10 protein-coding genes are annotated in these 16,657 nt (G+C 70.8%); 7 read left to right on the top strand and 3 right to left on the bottom strand.

Going from position 1 to position 16,657, the window contains the following annotated elements; translation table 11 throughout:
* Positions 1-14 precede the first annotated feature (14 nt).
* From HCJ93_RS27670 to HCJ93_RS27660, 3 genes are all read left to right on the top strand, one after another.
* Positions 15-887 (top strand): ComF family protein, encoded by an 873-nt coding sequence (locus HCJ93_RS27670; RefSeq protein WP_167998563.1) that lies wholly within the window; start codon positions 15-17, stop codon positions 885-887.
* Positions 888-1,197: 310 nt separating this feature from the next.
* Positions 1,198-1,890 (top strand): ribosome hibernation-promoting factor, HPF/YfiA family, encoded by a 693-nt coding sequence (hpf, locus tag HCJ93_RS27665; RefSeq protein ID WP_167998562.1) that lies wholly within the window; start codon positions 1,198-1,200, stop codon positions 1,888-1,890.
* A 202-nt stretch (positions 1,891-2,092) separates the two neighbouring features.
* Positions 2,093-2,839, top strand: coding sequence for a response regulator (locus tag HCJ93_RS27660; protein ID WP_167998561.1), 747 nt, complete (start codon positions 2,093-2,095; stop codon positions 2,837-2,839).
* Between the two features lie 90 nt (positions 2,840-2,929).
* Here HCJ93_RS27660 and HCJ93_RS27655 read toward each other — a convergent pair whose 3' ends face one another.
* Together HCJ93_RS27655 and HCJ93_RS27650 are read right to left on the bottom strand one after the other, a co-directional pair.
* A complete protein-coding gene (locus HCJ93_RS27655; protein WP_167998560.1) occupies positions 2,930-4,114 on the bottom strand; it encodes a winged helix-turn-helix domain-containing protein in 1,185 nt (394 codons plus the stop codon).
* Positions 4,115-4,231: 117 nt separating this feature from the next.
* Positions 4,232-4,801 (bottom strand): GNAT family N-acetyltransferase, encoded by a 570-nt coding sequence (locus HCJ93_RS27650; RefSeq protein WP_167998559.1) that lies wholly within the window; start codon positions 4,799-4,801, stop codon positions 4,232-4,234.
* Positions 4,802-5,284: 483 nt separating this feature from the next.
* Between HCJ93_RS27650 and secA the strand changes: the two genes are divergently transcribed.
* Positions 5,285-8,125: a preprotein translocase subunit SecA gene (secA, locus tag HCJ93_RS27645; protein WP_167998558.1), complete on the top strand. Its 2,841-nt coding sequence runs from the start codon at positions 5,285-5,287 to the stop codon at positions 8,123-8,125.
* A 174-nt stretch (positions 8,126-8,299) separates the two neighbouring features.
* On the opposite strand, the gene HCJ93_RS27640 is transcribed toward secA, so the two are convergent.
* The gene (locus HCJ93_RS27640; protein ID WP_167998557.1) at positions 8,300-8,965 is read right to left on the bottom strand and encodes an Rv3235 family protein; all 666 of its coding nucleotides are present in this window, start codon (positions 8,963-8,965) and stop codon (positions 8,300-8,302) included.
* Between the two features lie 320 nt (positions 8,966-9,285).
* Between HCJ93_RS27640 and HCJ93_RS27635 the strand changes: the two genes are divergently transcribed.
* The 3 genes from HCJ93_RS27635 to HCJ93_RS27625 all read left to right on the top strand — a co-directional run bounded on the left by HCJ93_RS27635 (position 9,286) and on the right by HCJ93_RS27625 (position 16,570).
* On the top strand, positions 9,286-9,801 hold the full coding sequence (locus HCJ93_RS27635; RefSeq protein ID WP_167998556.1) for a DUF6912 family protein: 516 nt from the start codon (positions 9,286-9,288) through the stop codon (positions 9,799-9,801).
* A 92-nt stretch (positions 9,802-9,893) separates the two neighbouring features.
* Positions 9,894-10,559 (top strand): HAD family hydrolase, encoded by a 666-nt coding sequence (locus tag HCJ93_RS27630; RefSeq protein ID WP_167998555.1) that lies wholly within the window; start codon positions 9,894-9,896, stop codon positions 10,557-10,559.
* 1,082 nt (positions 10,560-11,641) lie between these two features.
* Positions 11,642-16,570: an NAD-glutamate dehydrogenase gene (locus HCJ93_RS27625; protein WP_167998554.1), complete on the top strand. Its 4,929-nt coding sequence runs from the start codon at positions 11,642-11,644 to the stop codon at positions 16,568-16,570.
* Positions 16,571-16,657: the final 87 nt, after the last annotated feature.

Below are 16,657 nucleotides of genomic sequence, written 5' to 3'. Positions count from 1 at the left end.
GGCACAGTGGGGCCATGCGGGGCTGGTGGCAGGACCTCACCGACCTGGTGCTCCCGACCGAGTGCGGCGGCTGCGGCAGGCCCCGTGCGGTGCTCTGCGAGCGGTGCCGCGCCGCACTGAGCGGGTCGCCTCCCCGCCCGGTGCGGCCGGATCCCGAGCCTCCGGGCCTGCCCGTCGTGCACGCCTCGGCCCCCTACGCCGACGAGGTGCGGGCGGCGCTGCTCGCGCACAAGGAGCGCGGCGCCCTGGCGCTCGCCCGGCCCCTTGGCGAGGCGCTGGCGGGTGCGGTGCGGGCCGCGCTGCGCGCACGGAGGCGGCAGCAGGCCCCGCAGGTCGCCGGCCGCCTCGCGGCCGGTGTGCTGCTGGTGCCGGTGCCGTCGTCCGGGCGGGCCGTCCGGGCGCGCGGGCACGACGCGGGGCGGCGCATCGCGCTGGCCGCCGCGGGCGTGCTGCGGCGGGACGGACTGCCCGCGCGGGTGGCGCCGGTGCTGCGGCAGCGGCCGGGCGTGGCCGACCAGGCGGGGCTCACGGCCGCGCAGCGGCTGGCCAATCTCACGGGCGCGCTCACCGTGGCCCCCGGCGGAGAGCGGCTGCTGCTCGGCGCGGGACCGGTCGTACTGGTCGACGACGTGATGACCACCGGGGCGTCCCTGGCGGAGGCCGCGCGGGCGGCGCGGACGGCGCTGTACAGAGCGGCGCAGGATGTCCGGAAGAGATCGAGTAATTCGGCGCCCGCGTTCGTGTACAGGGGTGGAAGACGGGAAAGGAGAGGAGAACAACCCCACCGGGCAGCTCAGGAGAGGGTGAGCCGGCGGATGGCCGACGAACAGGTGTGCGCAGCCGTCGTGGCGGCCTCGCCAGATGCTTTCGAATTAAACCGGAACTGACTGAGATCTTTCGTCGTTGCAGGTAGTGAGAGGGCCAATTCACCTGAACGGAGGTACGCCGCAGTAGAGGGTGACGACATCCGTCCGGGCGAGATATGTTCGGTTGTAAGGGAAAGGCGCAGGCCACACCTTACGAATCCCAATGCCGTGACGCGGGTTTTCGGTAATCACCCGCGCTGGGGGAGTGGAGATCCCGCCCGCGGGGGAGGAGGTGGAAGTCACCCAGTCCGAGGTTCCGGGGCGACCGGAATCTGGTGCAAAAGGGAGACGCTCCGCAGCGGAGCGGAGCGATCCGGGAACGGAGTTCTGCGTGGACATCGTCGTCAAGGGCCGCAAGACCGAGGTGCCCGAGCGGTTCCGGAAGCACGTGGCCGAGAAGCTGAAGCTGGACAAGATCCAGAAGCTCGATGGCAAGGTGATCAGCCTCGACGTCGAGGTGTCCAAGGAGCCCAACCCCCGACAGGCCGACCGCTGTGACCGAGTGGAGATCACCCTCCGCTCCCGCGGTCCGGTGATCCGGGCGGAGGCGGCGGCGAGCGACCCGTACGCGGCGCTCGATCTGGCAGCGGAGAAGCTGGACGCCCGGCTGCGCAAGCAGCACGACAAGCGATTCTCGCGGCGCGGGGCGCGCAGGATCCCGGCAGCGGAGGTCCCCGCCCACGTCCCGGACGCGGCGACACTCAACGGCACGGGCGCGACCGCCCCCAAGGAGGAACCCGAGGCCGTTCCCACGAAGAAGATCGGCTCGCTGGAGGTGCAGGGAGACGGGCCCCTCGTCGTCCGCGAGAAGACCCACGTCGCCGCCCCGATGACCCTCGACCAGGCTCTCTACGAGATGGAGCTGGTCGGGCACGACTTCTACCTCTTCGTCGACTCCGAGACGAAGGAACCCTCCGTCGTCTACCGGCGCCACGCCTACGACTACGGCGTGATCCACCTCAGGACCGACACGATGGTCACCGATTCCCATTCCCCCGAGGCGGGCGGAACCCTCGGCGGCTGACCTGCCGGGGCGACAGGTGAGCGGTGCCCCTGGTGCGCGTGTGCGCCCCCAGGGGCACCGGTGTGCGACCCCTTCGCACCGTATGCCGGCGCCCGGTGTCCTCCGGGCATGGAATCATGGCTGCAACGGCTCAAGCGGTGGGCCGTTGCCTTGGGTTGGCGATGGCTCAGGACCACAGGCCAAGCCGTCAGGGGGAGGAACGATGGCGGACAGCTTCGGACCGATGCGTGACGAGGACGCCGGCGACGGCGTCGTCGGCACGGGCCCCGACGCGGGCTCACCACGCAAGGAGCCGATCAGAGTCCTGGTGGTCGACGACCACGCGCTGTTCCGCCGCGGTCTGGAGATCGTGCTCGCCGCCGAGGAGGACATTCAGGTCGTCGGCGAGGCCGGTGACGGCGCGGAGGCCGTGGAGAAAGCCGCGGATCTGCTCCCTGACATCATCCTCATGGACGTGCGGATGCCGAAGCGGGGCGGGATCGAGGCCTGCACCTCCATCAAGGAGGTCGCGCCCAGCGCCAAGATCATCATGCTGACGATCAGCGACGAGGAAGCCGACCTCTACGACGCCATCAAGGCGGGCGCCACGGGCTATCTGCTCAAGGAGATCTCCACCGACGAGGTGGCCACCGCCATCCGCGCGGTCGCCGACGGTCAGTCGCAGATCAGCCCCTCGATGGCCTCCAAACTCCTCACCGAGTTCAAGTCGATGATCCAGCGCACCGACGAGCGCAGGCTGGTGCCGGCGCCCCGGCTCACCGACCGGGAGCTGGAGGTGCTCAAGCTCGTCGCCACCGGGATGAACAACCGGGACATCGCCAAGGAGTTGTTCATCTCCGAGAACACCGTGAAGAACCACGTCCGCAACATCCTGGAGAAGCTGCAGCTGCACTCCCGGATGGAGGCCGTGGTCTACGCGATGCGGGAGAAGATCCTCGAGATCCGCTGAGGCACACCGGCCGGGCCTCTTGCCGCCGCCGGGCTCAGCTTCCGCCGGGTCTGCCGGGCCCGGCCTCTGCCCGGCCCGGTTCCCGCCGGATCAGCCGAGTGCGCGGGCCAGTTCGAGCACCAGGGGCTCGCGCAGCTCCGGTGCCTCGACCCGCTCCACCCGCACATCGGTGCAGTCCACCCAGCTCGCCGCCTCCACGAGCGCCTGCGCCACCGCCGGGACCGCCTTGCGGCTCTCCAGGCTCACCTGCCGGGCCACCAGCGTGCGGCCCTCGCGGGCCGGGTCGACCCGGCCGACCAGACGGCCACCCGCCAGCACCGGCATCGCGAAGTAGCCGTACACCCGCTTCGGCTTGGGCACATAGGCCTCCAGGCGGTGGGTGAAGCCGAAGATCCGCTCGGTGCGCGCCCGGTCCCAGATCAGCGAGTCGAACGGCGACAGCAGGGTCGTACGGTGCCGCCCCCGCGGCGGGGTCGCCAGGGCCTCCGGATCGGCCCAGGCCGGCTTGCCCCAGCCCTCGACCGTCACCGGCACCAGACCAGAGTCCGCGATCACCGCGTCGACCTGCTCGCCCTTGAGGCGGTGGTAGTCGGCGATGTCCGCCCGGGTGCCCACGCCCAACGACTTCCCGGCCAGCCGGACCAGCCGGCGCAGGCACTCGGTGTCGTCCAGCTCGTCGTGCAGCAGCGCGTCCGGGATGGCCCGCTCGGCCAGGTCGTAGACCCGCTTCCAGCCGCGGCGCTCGACGCACACCACCTCCCCGTACATCAGCGCCCGCTCCACGGCGACCTTGGTGCTGGACCAGTCCCACCACTCGCCGGTGCGCTTGGCACCGCCCAGCTCGGTGGCGGTCAGCGGGCCTTCCGCGCGCAGCTGCTTGATCACCTGCTCATAGGTGCCGTCGGGCAGCTCGTGGTTCCACTGCGGGCGGCTGCGGTAGGCGCGGCGGCGGAAGGCGAAGTGCGGCCACTCCTCCACGGGCAGGATGCATGCGGCGTGCGACCAGTACTCGAAGGCGTGCGGCGGCTCGGAGCCGGACGTCCAGTACGCCTCCTCCACCGTCCTGCGGCCCACGGCGCCCAGGCGGGCGTAGGGGATCAGCTCGTGGGAGCGCGCCAGGACGGAGATGGTGTCGAGCTGCACCGCGCCCAGCGAGCGCAGCACCCCGCGGACGCCCGCGCGGCGGTCGGGGGCACCGAGCAGTCCTTGGGCGCGCAGGGCGATGCGGCGGGCCTCGTCCGCCGAGAGTTCCGTGGTGGGACGCACGAGAGTCATACGTCCGCACGATAGAGGCAGCCACTGACAACGCCTCCGGACCGGAGCCGGCCGGTCGGGCATCCGGGACCTCACCGGCCAGGCGTCCCGGACCTCACGGGGCGGTGACCCCGTGGCTCAGCGCGGCGCCGGCACGTAGGGGGTGCTGGAGGTGAGCCCCAGGTCGGAGGGGAGCAGGGAGCCGACCCAGCAGTCCCGCAGCACGCCCTTGTTGTTGAGCGCCGCACGCAGGGTGCCCTCGACGGTGAAGCCCGCACGTTCGGCCACCGCGCGCGAGGCCAGGTTGCCCACCTCGGCGCGCCACTCCAGCCGGTCCATGGAGATCCGGGTGAAGGCCCAGCGGGCGGCGGTGACGACGGCCTCGGTGATGTAGCCGTTGCCGCGGTGCTCCTTGGCGGCCCAGAAACCGATCTCGCCCACGCCGAGGGAGCGCGAGGTGATGCCGAGCATGCCGGCCAGCTCCCCCGTGGTCGGGAAGACACCGAACGTGAACATCGACCCGTTCGCCCAGCCGTCCGGGGCCAGCTGCTCGGTGAAACCCTTCGCGTGCTCGGGCAGGTACGGGGAGGGGATCGTGGTCCAGCGCTGGATGTCCGGGTCCTGACAAGCCGCGTAGACGGCCTCCGTGTCCTGCGGACCCACGGTGCGCAGCGTCAGACGGTCGGTGGTGAGCGTGACGGGTTCCATCGGCCGATTCTCCTCCCCGGCCGGGGAACGCCGCCATCTGTTTCGTCGCCGGCCGTGAGCGCCGCCACAGCCGTCCTGCCTGTCGCGACGTCGCCGGCGGAGTCCCGTGGGGGGACGTCCGCCGATGTTCGCCGTGGGCAGAGTTCCCGTGGCTCGCCCGACGTGGGCGGAGCCGGCCCCGGAAACGTTCGCCGTGGGTGAGCCGCCTGTCACCCTTCGCGTCATTCACGGAGGCGGGGCGGCACTTTCCGGGACGCTCGGACGTTGTCCCTACGTGAAACAGCCGTCCGACCCATGACCTGTACCGTCCGACCCATGTCCCCGTGGACGACCTCATGGATGACCGCCATGTGGCGAGCACCGAGGACCGCCGACACGGCAGGCCTCCCGGCGTGGCGGGGTCCTCGCATACGATGGCCGTTGCTCAGTCACTGAAACGGAAACCGACCGTCCCAGGCCCGACCGGCAAGGAGACCAACCCCCGTGTCCGTCCTCTCGAAGATCATGCGTGCAGGCGAAGGCAAGATCCTGCGCAAGCTGCACCGCATCGCGGACCAGGTCAACTCCATCGAAGAGGACTTCGTCGCCCTCTCCGACGCCGAGCTGCGGGCCCTCACCGATGAGTACAAGCAGCGCTACGCCGACGGTGAGAGCTTGGACGACCTGCTGCCCGAGGCGTTCGCCACCGTCCGCGAGGCCGCCAAGCGCGTCCTCGGCCAGCGGCACTACGACGTGCAGCTGATGGGCGGTGCCGCGCTGCACATGGGATACGTCGCCGAGATGAAGACCGGTGAGGGCAAGACGCTGGTCGGCACCCTGCCCGCGTATCTCAACGCCCTGTCCGGCGAGGGCGTCCACATCGTCACGGTCAACGACTACCTGGCCGAGCGCGACTCCGAGATGATGGGCCGCGTCCACAAGTTCCTGGGGCTGAACGTCGGCTGCATCCTGGCCAACCAGACGCCGGCCCAGCGCCGCGAGCAGTACGCCTGCGACATCACCTACGGCACCAACAACGAGTTCGGCTTCGACTACCTGCGCGACAACATGGCGTGGTCCAAGGACGAACTCGTGCAGCGCGGGCACAACTTCGCCATCGTCGACGAGGTCGACTCCATCCTCATCGACGAGGCCCGTACGCCGCTGATCATCTCCGGCCCGGCCGACCAGGCGACCAAGTGGTACGCGGACTTCGCCAAACTGGTCAAGCGCCTCAAGCGCGGTGAGGCCGGACAGCCGCTCAAGGGCATCGAGGAGACCGGCGACTACGACGTCGACGAGAAGAAGCGCACCGTCGCCATCCACGAGTCCGGGGTCCAGAAGGTCGAGGACTGGCTGGGCATCGACAACCTCTACGAGTCGGTGAACACCCCGCTCGTGGGCTACCTGAACAACGCCATCAAGGCCAAGGAGCTCTTCAAGCGCGACAAGGACTACGTCATCATCGACGACGAAGTCATGATCGTCGACGAGCACACCGGCCGTATCCTCGCCGGCCGCCGCTACAACGAGGGCATGCACCAGGCCATCGAGGCGAAGGAAGGCGTGCCGATCAAGGACGAGAACCAGACGCTCGCCACGATCACGCTGCAGAACTTCTTCCGCCTCTACAAGCGGCACGACCACAACGGCAAGGAGCTGCCGGGTCTGTGCGGCATGACCGGTACGGCGATGACCGAGGCGGCCGAGTTCCACCAGATCTACAAGCTCGGCGTGGTGCCCATCCCGACCAACCGGCCGATGATCCGCAAGGACCAGCCGGACCTGATCTACCGCACCGAGGTCGCCAAGTTCGAGGCGGTCGTCGACGACATCGAGGAGAAGCACCGCAAGGGCCAGCCGATCCTCGTCGGCACCACCTCGGTGGAGAAGTCCGAGTACCTCTCCCAGCAGCTCAGCAAGCGCGGCATCCAGCACGAGGTGCTCAACGCCAAGCAGCACGACCGTGAGGCGCAGATCGTCGCCCAGGCCGGCCGCAAGGGCGCCGTGACGGTGGCCACCAACATGGCCGGCCGCGGTACCGACATCAAGCTCGGCGGCAACCCCGAGGACCTCGCCGAGGCGGAGCTGCGGCAGCGCGGCCTCGACCCCGAGGAGCACATCGAGGAGTGGGCGGCCGCCCTGCCCGAGGCGCTCAAGCGCGCCGAGGCGGCGGTCAAGGCCGAGAAGGAGGAGGTCGAGCGGCTCGGCGGCCTCTATGTGCTGGGCACCGAGCGGCACGAGTCGCGGCGCATCGACAACCAGCTGCGCGGTCGTTCCGGCCGTCAGGGCGACCCGGGCGAGTCCCGGTTCTACCTCTCGCTCGGCGACGACCTGATGCGGCTGTTCAAGGCGCAGATGGTCGAGCGCGTGATGTCCATGGCGAACGTGCCGGACGATGTGCCGATCGAGAACAAGATGGTCACTCGCGCCATCGCCTCCGCCCAGTCGCAGGTCGAGCAGCAGAACTTCGAGACGCGCAAGAACGTCCTGAAGTACGACGAGGTGCTCAACCGGCAGCGCGAGGTCATCTACGGCGAGCGGCGCCGCGTCCTGGAGGGCGAGGACCTGCACGAGCAGATCCAGCACTTCATGGACGACACCATCGACGCCTATGTGCAGGCCGAGACCGCCGAGGGCTTCCCCGAGGACTGGGACCTGGACCGGCTGTGGAAGGCGTTCAAGCAGCTCTACCCGTGCCAGGTCACGGTCGAGGAGCTGGAGGAGGCCGCCGGTGACCGGGCCGGCCTGACCGCCGAGTTCATCGCCGAGTCCATCAAGGACGACATCCGGGAGCAGTACGCCAAGCGCGAGGAGCAGCTCGGTTCCGAGATCATGCGCGAGCTGGAGCGCCGGGTCGTGCTGTCGGTGCTGGACCGCAAGTGGCGCGAGCACCTCTACGAGATGGACTACCTCCAGGAGGGCATCGGCCTGCGCGCCATGGCGCAGAAGGACCCGCTGGTCGAGTACCAGCGCGAGGGCTTCGACATGTTCACCGCCATGATGGAGGGCATCAAGGAGGAGTCCGTCGGCTACCTGTTCAACCTGGAGGTCCAGGTCGAGCAGCAGGTCGAGGAGGTCCCGGTCGAGGAGGCCGCGCCGTCCCTGGAGAAGCAGGACGCGGTGCCCGCGCAGGCCGGGGCGCGCCCCGAGATCCGCGCGAAGGGCCTGGAGGCGCCGCAGCGACGCAACCTGCACTTCGTCGCGCCGACGGTGGACGGCGAGGGCGGCACGATCGAGGGCGACTTCCCGGCGGACGGGGAGCCGGTGCGGTCTCCCGCCGACGGGCTCACCCGCGCCGAGCGGCGCAAGCAGGCGCGGGGCGGGCGCCGGCGCAAGAAGTGAGCGCGGCTCCTCGGTGAGGGGAGCGTCCCCCTTCGGGGAGTGTGCTGAGCAGCAGGCCGAGGGCCGGGCAACCGAGTGCGGTTGCCCGGCCCTCGGGTTTGAGTCGAGGAGACGGCCCGGCCCTCGGGGGTTCGGGGCAGTACCTCTGGCCGCTGAGGGCAGGGGGAGGGGCGATCAGGCGCCCACTTCCACCGCCGTGCAGCGCCAGCGCAGATCGCGGCCCTGTTCCAGCCGGAAGGCCAGGGCGCGCAGCCTGTCGCCGGCGGCGATCCGGGCGAAGACCTCCAGGGCGCCCTCGCGGGGGACGAACCAGCCGACGTCCCGCACCACGGGCCGCAGCCCGCGTGTGCCCCGGATGCGCAGAGGGCCAAGCTCGGCGAGGCGTGCCAGCTCGTCGTAGGCCGGGCCCGCGGTGTGCCGCAGCATGGCGTGCACGGGGCGCTGGCCGCTGAGCACGGCGAGGAGCAGCTCGGCGAAGTGGTCGGTGGGGCGGAGCTGGGGGAGGCGAGGGGCGGCCGTGCCGGACGGGGTGGGGAGCGTGGGCGTTCCGGTGCGGGGGGCCGGGACCCGGGCGGGTGAGCGGCGGGTGCGCCGGCTGGGGGTGGTCCGGGTGTGCTGGGCGGGGGTCCGGGTCCGGTGGGACGGCGGGCGGTTGTCGCCGGGGCGGGTGGAGCCGGTCCACGTGCCGGGGCGTCCGCGCCCGCCGGCGGGGGTGGTGGCCGGAGGGCGGCCGGAGGGGATGCGGGGCGGGGTGGTGCCGGTGGGGCGGGCCACGGCGGATCCGGTGGGGCGGATGGTTGCGGCTGCACTGATCTGGGTCCTGGTCATGACCTTGTTCATGGGGTCCCCGTTCGACGGCCCGGGGGTGGGTGACCGGCCGGGGGAGGCCGGCGGTACCGGGCGGTAACTTCGTGGTCGGTGATCTTGTACGGGGCGGGCGGGGGCGGCGGCAAGGCGTGGCCGGCGAGCCGGGGAGGGGCCGGAGATTCACCTATCCGGGTGGCCGGGGGCCGGGGAGACCGCGAGAGGGAGCGGGCGAGGCGGGTGAAGGGGCGGACGGTGGTGGACGGGGCCGGGGGTGTGGAGGGCAACTCGAAGGGGGACCGACCGCGCGTATCCTGAAGGCCCCGTCAACGGTTCTGACCACGAAAGCGGCCTTCATGCGCGTCTACGTCCCCCTGACCCTTCCCGGGCTTGCCGAGGCGTACCGGACGGGGCAGCTGGCGAAGGGGCCGTTCCCTGCGTACGCCGTCACGCCCGCACTGCGCGAGTGGTACGTCTCGGAGGACCTCGAGGAGCTGGAGTACGCCGCGCTGAGCCGGGCGGCGCTGGCCTCGCTCAGGCTGCTGGCGGCGGACCCCGACGCGCCCAGGCGGCGGGTCGTGGTCGCCGTCGACGTGCCCGACAAGGCGGCCTCGGCCGAGCCGGGGCTCGACCCGGCCACGCTGGGCGAGGTGCGGGTGGACGGGGATGTCGCGCTGTCCAAGGCGGCCGCGGTGCATGTGGACGCGGAGGACGCGGAGGCGGATGTGAGCGCGGCGGCCGAGGCGCTTGCGGCGGCGGATGCCGGGGACGATGACGCGCAGTTCGTCGTGGACGGTGCGGAGGATCACGAGCTGCTCTGGTACGCCACGCAGGAGATCCCGAACCTCGTCGGTTCCGGCGAGGCCGGCTGAGGGCGAGCGCGCAGAAGCGGGAGCGCACGCGCGCAAGGTGCTGCTGACCTGCCGTTCTCCTGATTGTCGGTGAGGGCGGGTAGGTTGCGTTCATGGGGATGCAGGCGAACGCGCACATCGTCTGGGACTGGAACGGGACGCTGTTCCACGACGTCGACGCGATCATCGGGGCGACGAACGCGGCCTTCACGGAGCTGGGGCTGGAGCCGATCACGCTGGAGCGGTACCGGGAGCTGTACTGCGTGCCGGTGCCGAAGTTCTACGAGCGGCTGCTGGGCCGGTTGCCCAGCGAGGAGGAGTGGGAGGTCATGGATGCGACCTTCCACCGGCACTACACGGAGCACCGGGCGCTGTGCTCGCTGGCGGAGGGTGTGGAGGACCTGCTCTCCGGGTGGGCGGCGGCGGGGCGGAGTCAGTCCATCCTGAGCATGTACGGGCACGAGGAGCTGGTGCCGCTGGTGAGGGCCTTCGGGATCGAGCCGCACTTCGTGCGGGTCGACGGGCGGACGGGGCCCTCCGGGGGGAGCAAGGCGGAGCACATGGTCCGGCATGTGGCGGCGCTGGGGGATGTCGATCCTGCGCGGACGGTGGTGATCGGCGACGCGGCGGACGACGCGCTGGCCGCGCGGGCCGTGGGCGCGCGGGCGGTGCTGTACACCGGCGGCTCGCACGGGCGGGCCAGCCTGGAGGCGGTCGGCGTCCCTGTGGTCGACACGCTGGCGGAGGCCGTGGCCGAGGCGGAGCGCCTGGCGGCATGACGCTCGGGTGCGGCCCGGCGGGGGTGTGCGTTCGGCTGTGCCTGCGGCCCGCGGCCCGGTGGGGGCGGGCGTTCGGTTGTGTCTGCGGCCGACGGCCCGGTGGGGGTGGGCGTTCGGTCTCGCCTGCGGGTGGGTGGGGGTGCGTGATCTCCGGTGTCTGCGGGTGACTCGTGGCGGTGCGCGTTCGGTTGTGCCTGTGGGTGGGTGGGGGTGCGCGGTCTCCGGTGTCTGCGGGTGACTCGTGGCGGTGCGCGTTCGGTTGTGCCTGCGGGTGGGTGGGGGTGCGTGATCTCCGGTGTCTGCGGGTGACTCGTGGCGGTGCGCGTTCGGTTGTGTCTGCGGCCCGGTGGGGGTTGCTGTCCGATGCCTGCGGCTGCGGCTCCGGTGGGGGTGCGTGTAGCGCCTGCGGGGGGTGGGTGCGTCGGGGCCGGGGTGGTGGTGTGTGTCCTCGGTCTGGCGCGGAATCGGTCGCTTCAAGGGTTCTGCGGCTGACGCGCCGGCCGCTGCGGGCGGACACCACCACCCCGTCCCCTGCCCGCCGCGCGCGCCTGCGGCACGCCAGGACCGGTGGCCGGTCGAGCGCCGTGCGCGGCTGCGGGCAGTGGTGCGGCCCCGCTGCGGGGTACCGCGCCTCCCCGCGCCGATACGCCCCCCGCAAGGGGCCCGCACTGTGCAGAACGTCAAAGTTCACCCCCCGGTTTTGTACACATACGGCTCATGACGGGCCCCCTGCACAGGGCGATAGCCTGGTGGCGTGATCAGCGCGATAGCTCGCGGGGACATCGGTGTCCCCGCCCTGCGCCCGGCGTGCACGGACGACATCCGTGCCCGGGCGGCGATCGCTGGTCCTCGCGGGCGGGAGGGGGCGCGCAGCACTCCCGGGACGCCATCCATCCACCTGCCGGTGCCACGGCCGAGACCGGCCGGCAGCTCAAATGTGGCTCATATCCCCCCGCTCATCTCACCTCGCGGCATAGCGTCGGAACAGACCGGACACCCCGTGTCGTATCACCGCACCGCCAGGGCAGAGACCGTATTTCCTTCTACGTCACGCAACGGCGCGCGACAGGAGCCAGAGGACAATGCAGACCAAGCTGGACGAAGCCAAGGCCGAGCTGCTCGATCGGGCTGCCCGGGTAGCTGAGAACAGCCCGGCCGGGGGGAAACTACCGACTGGGACGGCGGACGAGGGCATGCCCGACCGGGAATCCGTGCTCGCGTTCCTCCAGCGCTACTACCTGCACACCGCCCCGGAGGACCTCGTCGACCGCGACCCGGTCGACATCTTCGGAGCCGCTGTCTCGCACCTCCGGCTGGCCGAGAACCGTCCGCAGGGCACGGCCAATGTGCGGGTCCACACGCCGACCGTCGAGGAGAACGGCTGGACCTGCAGCCACTCCGTGGTCGAGGTCGTCACCGACGACATGCCCTTCCTCGTCGACTCCGTCACCAATGAGCTGACCCGGCAGGGCCGCGGCATCCATGTGGTGATCCACCCGCAGATCGTGGTGCGCCGTGACGTCACCGGCAAGCTCGTCGAGATCCTCACCGACCCGCCCGCCGCCGACAGCCTTCCGCACGACGCCCACGTCGAGTCCTGGATCCACGTGGAGATCGACCGCGAGACCGACCGCGGCGATCTGAAGCAGATCACCGCCGATCTGCTGCGGGTGCTCTCCGACGTCCGTGAGGCCGTGGAGGACTGGGGGAAGATGCGGCAGGCCGCGACCTCGCTGGCCGACTCCCTGCCCGACGAGCCCATCCCGGACGACGTGCCCCGGCAGCAGGTGGACGAGGCCCGCGAGCTGCTGCACTGGCTCGCCGACGACCACTTCACCTTCCTCGGCTACCGCGAGTACGAGCTGCGCGAGGACGACTCCCTCGCGGCCATCCCCGGCACCGGTCTCGGCATCCTGCGCTCCGACCCGCACCACGCCACCGAGGAGGGCCACCCCGTCAGCCCCTCCTTCGAGCGGCTGCCCGCCGACGTCCGCGCCAAGGCGCGTGAGCACAAGCTGCTGATCCTGACCAAGGCGAACAGCCGGGCGACCGTGCACCGGCCGTCGTACCTGGACTACATCGGCGTCAAGAAGTTCGACGCCGAGGGCAACGTCATCGGTGAGCGCCGTTTCCTCGGGCTGTTCTCCTCCGCCGCCTACACCGAGTCCGTCCGCCGGGTGCCGGTGATCCGGCGCAAGGTCGAGCAGGTCCTGGAGCAGGCCGGCTTCTCCCCGCACAGCCACGACGGGCGCGACCTGCTGCAGATCCTGGAGACCTACCCGCGCGACGAGCTGTTCCAGACGCCGGTCGACGAGCTGCGGTCCATCGTCACCTCGGTGCTGTATCTGCAGGAGCGCCGCCGGCTGCGGCTCTACCTGCGCCAGGACGAGTACGGGCGCTACTACTCCGCCCTCGTCTACCTGCCCCGCGACCGCTACACCACCGGCGTCCGGCTGCGGATCATCGACATCCTCAAGGAGGAGCTCGGCGGCACCAGCGTCGACTTCACCGCGTGGAACACCGAGTCGATCCTGTCCCGGCTGCACTTCGTGGTGCGGGTACCGCAGGGCACCGAGCTGCCGCAGCTGTCCGACGCCGACAAGGAGCGCATCGAGGCCCGCCTGGTCGAGGCCGCCCGCTCCTGGGCCGACGGTTTCGGCGAGGCGCTGATCGCCGAGTTCGGCGAGGAGCACGCCGCAGAGCTGCTGCGCCGCTACGCCAACGCCTTCCCCGAGGGCTACAAGGCCGACCACACCCCGCGCAGCGCGGTCGCGGATCTGGTGCGCCTGGAGCAGCTCGGCGAGGACAAGGACTTCGAGCTCAGTCTGTACGAGCCGGTGGGCGCGGCCCCCGAGGAGCGGCGCTTCAAGATCTACCGCAAGGGTGAGGCGGTCTCGCTGTCGGCGGTGCTGCCGGTGCTGCAGCGGCTCGGCGTCGAGGTCGTGGACGAGCGGCCGTACGAGCTGCGCTGCGCCGACCGCAGCGTGGCCTGGATCTACGACTTCGGGCTGCGCATGCCCAAGGCGGACGGCGCCGACTACCTGGGCGACGACGCCCGCGAGCGGTTCCAGGAGGCCTTCGCCGCGACCTGGACCGGCAAGGCGGAGAACGACGGCTTCAACTCCCTCGTGCTGGCCGCCGGGCTGACCTGGCGGCAGGCGATGGTGCTGCGCGCGTACGCCAAGTACCTGCGGCAGGCCGGCTCCACCTTCAGCCAGGACTACATGGAGGACACCCTCCGCAACAACGTGCACACCACCCGGCTGCTGGTCTCGCTCTTCGAGGCCCGGATGTCGCCGGACCGGCAGCGCGCCGGCTACGAGCTGGTGGACGCGCTGCTCGAGGAGCTGGACGCCGCCCTCGACCAGGTCGCCAGCCTCGACGAGGACCGCATCCTGCGCTCCTTCCTCACGGTGATCAAGGCGACGCTGCGCACCAACTTCTTCCAGGAGGCGTCCGGCGGCAAGCCGCACGACTACGTCTCCATGAAGTTCGACCCGCAGGCCATCCCCGACCTGCCGGCGCCGCGTCCGGCGTACGAGATCTGGGTGTACTCGCCGCGGGTGGAGGGCGTGCACCTCAGGTTCGGCAAGGTCGCCCGCGGTGGTCTGCGCTGGTCCGACCGGCGCGAGGACTTCCGGACCGAGATCCTCGGCCTGGTCAAGGCGCAGATGGTGAAGAACACCGTCATCGTGCCGGTCGGCGCCAAGGGGGGCTTCGTCGCCAAGCAGCTGCCCGACCCGAGCGTGGACCGCGAGGCCTGGATGGCCGAGGGCATCGCGGCCTACCGGACCTTCATCTCGGCGCTGCTGGACATCACCGACAACATGGTCGGCGGGGAGGTCGTGCCCCCGGCGGACGTGGTCCGGCACGACGGGGACGACACCTACCTGGTGGTCGCCGCCGACAAGGGCACCGCCACCTTCTCCGACATCGCCAACGAGGTCGCCCAGAGCTACAACTTCTGGCTCGGCGACGCCTTCGCCTCCGGCGGCTCCGCCGGATACGACCACAAGGGCATGGGCATCACCGCCCGGGGTGCCTGGGAGTCCGTCAAGCGGCACTTCAGGGAACTGGGTCTGGACACCCAGACCGAGGACTTCACCGTGGTCGGCATCGGCGACATGTCCGGTGACGTGTTCGGCAACGGCATGCTGCTCAGTGAGCACATCCGCCTGGTCGCCGCCTTCGACCACCGGCACATCTTCATCGACCCCGACCCGGACCCCGCCACCTCCTATGCCGAGCGCCGCCGGCTCTTCGAGCTGCCCCGCAGCTCCTGGGAGGACTACAACACCGACCTGATCTCGGCGGGCGGCGGCGTGTTCCCGCGCTCCGCCAAGTCCATCCCGGTCAACTCGCAGATCCGCGAGGCACTCGGCATCGAGCAGGGCGTCACCAAGATGACCCCGGCCGACCTGATGCGGGCGATCCTCAAGGCGCCGGTGGACCTGCTGTGGAACGGCGGCATCGGCACCTACGTCAAGGCCTCCACCGAGTCCCACGCGGACGTCGGCGACAAGGCCAACGACGCCATCCGCGTGGACGGCAAGGACCTGCGCGTCCGGGTCGTCGGCGAGGGCGGCAACCTGGGCCTGACCCAGCTCGGCCGGATCGAGTTCGCGCTGCACGGCGGCCGGATCAACACCGACGCCATCGACAACAGCGCGGGCGTCGACTGCTCCGACCACGAGGTCAACATCAAGATCCTGCTCAACGGTCTGGTCGCGGAAGGCGACATGACCGTCAAGCAGCGCAACAAGCTGCTCGCGGAGATGACCGACGAGGTCGGCCGGCTGGTGCTGCGCAACAACTACGCGCAGAACACCGCCATCGCCAACGCGCTCGCCCAGTCCAAGGACATGGTCCACGCCCAGGCGCGCTTCATGAAGCACCTGGTGCGCGAGGGCCGACTCGACCGAGGGCTGGAGTTCCTGCCCACCGACCGGCAGATCCGGGAGCGGCTCGCCAACGGGCACGGCCTGACCGGCCCGGAGACGGCCGTCCTGCTGGCCTACACCAAGATCACGGTCGCCGAGGAGCTGCTGTACACCTCGCTGCCCGACGACCCGTATCTGAAGAGCCTGCTGCACGCGTACTTCCCGAGCGCGCTGCGCGAGCGGTTCCCGGAGCGGATCGACAGCCACCCGCTGCGCCGGGAGATCATCACCACCGTGCTGGTCAACGACACGGTCAACACCGGCGGCACCACCTATCTGCACCGGATGCGCGAGGAGACCGGGGCCTCGCTCGAGGAGATCGTCCGGGCGCAGACCGCGGCCCGTGCCATCTTCCGCTCCTCGGTGGTGTGGGACGCCGTGGAGGAGCTCGACAACAAGGTGCAGGCCGAGGTGCAGACCCGCATCCGGCTGCACTCGCGCCGGCTGGTGGAGCGCGGCACGCGCTGGCTGCTCAACAACCGGCCGCAGCCGCTCGAGCTGCAGGAGACCGTCGACTTCTTCTCCGAGCGGGTCGAGCAGGTGTGGTCGCAGCTGCCGAAGCTGCTGCGCGGCGCCGATCTGGACTGGTACCAGAAGATCCACGACGAGCTCACCGACGCCGGGGTCCCGGAGGAGCTGGCCACCCGGGTCGCCGGGTTCTCCTCGGCCTTCCCGACGCTCGACATCGTCTCGGTGGCCGACCGCATGGGCAAGGAGCCGCTGGAGGTCGCCGAGGTGTACTACGACCTCGCCGACCGGCTGCGCATCACCCAGCTGATGGACCGCATCATCGAGCTGCCGCGCGCGGACCGCTGGCAGTCCATGGCCCGGGCGGCGATCCGCGAGGACCTGTACGCGGCGCACGCGGCGGTCACCGCGGACGTGCTGGCGGTCGGCAACGGCTCCGACACCCCGCACCAGCGGTTCAAGCTGTGGGAGCAGAAGAATGCGGCGCTGCTCGCCCGGGCCCGCGCGACGCTCGACGAGATTCACAACTCGGACAGCTTCGACCTGGCCAACCTGTCGGTGGCCATGCGGACGATGCGCACCCTGCTGCGGGCTCACACCTAGACAGCGGCCGCGTCGATGTGAGGGCGCCCCGGGTCCGGCCGGCCCGGGGCGCCCCCGCGTTGTGCTGCCTTCGGTGGGGCTCGCACC

The sequence above is a fragment of the Streptomyces composti genome, assembly GCF_012034205.1.
GTDB classification, from domain to species: Bacteria; Actinomycetota; Actinomycetes; order Streptomycetales; family Streptomycetaceae; genus Streptomyces; species Streptomyces composti.
This window is presented reverse-complemented; position numbering and strand designations above follow the sequence as displayed.

Bases quoted from the DNA above. Each gene is read 5' to 3' on its own strand.
- HCJ93_RS27650 (WP_167998559.1), bottom strand. From the start codon at position 4,801: ATGGAACCCGTCACGCTCACCACCGACCGTCTGACGCTGCGCACCGTG.
- HCJ93_RS27635 (WP_167998556.1), top strand. From the start codon at position 9,286: ATGCGCGTCTACGTCCCCCTGACCCTTCCCGGGCTTGCCGAGGCGTAC.
- HCJ93_RS27655 (WP_167998560.1), bottom strand. From the start codon at position 4,114: ATGACTCTCGTGCGTCCCACCACGGAACTCTCGGCGGACGAGGCCCGC.
- HCJ93_RS27625 (WP_167998554.1), top strand. From the start codon at position 11,642: ATGCAGACCAAGCTGGACGAAGCCAAGGCCGAGCTGCTCGATCGGGCT.
- HCJ93_RS27670 (WP_167998563.1), top strand. From the start codon at position 15: ATGCGGGGCTGGTGGCAGGACCTCACCGACCTGGTGCTCCCGACCGAG.
- HCJ93_RS27630 (WP_167998555.1), top strand. From the start codon at position 9,894: ATGGGGATGCAGGCGAACGCGCACATCGTCTGGGACTGGAACGGGACG.
- HCJ93_RS27660 (WP_167998561.1), top strand. From the start codon at position 2,093: ATGGCGGACAGCTTCGGACCGATGCGTGACGAGGACGCCGGCGACGGC.
- HCJ93_RS27640 (WP_167998557.1), bottom strand. From the start codon at position 8,965: ATGAACAAGGTCATGACCAGGACCCAGATCAGTGCAGCCGCAACCATC.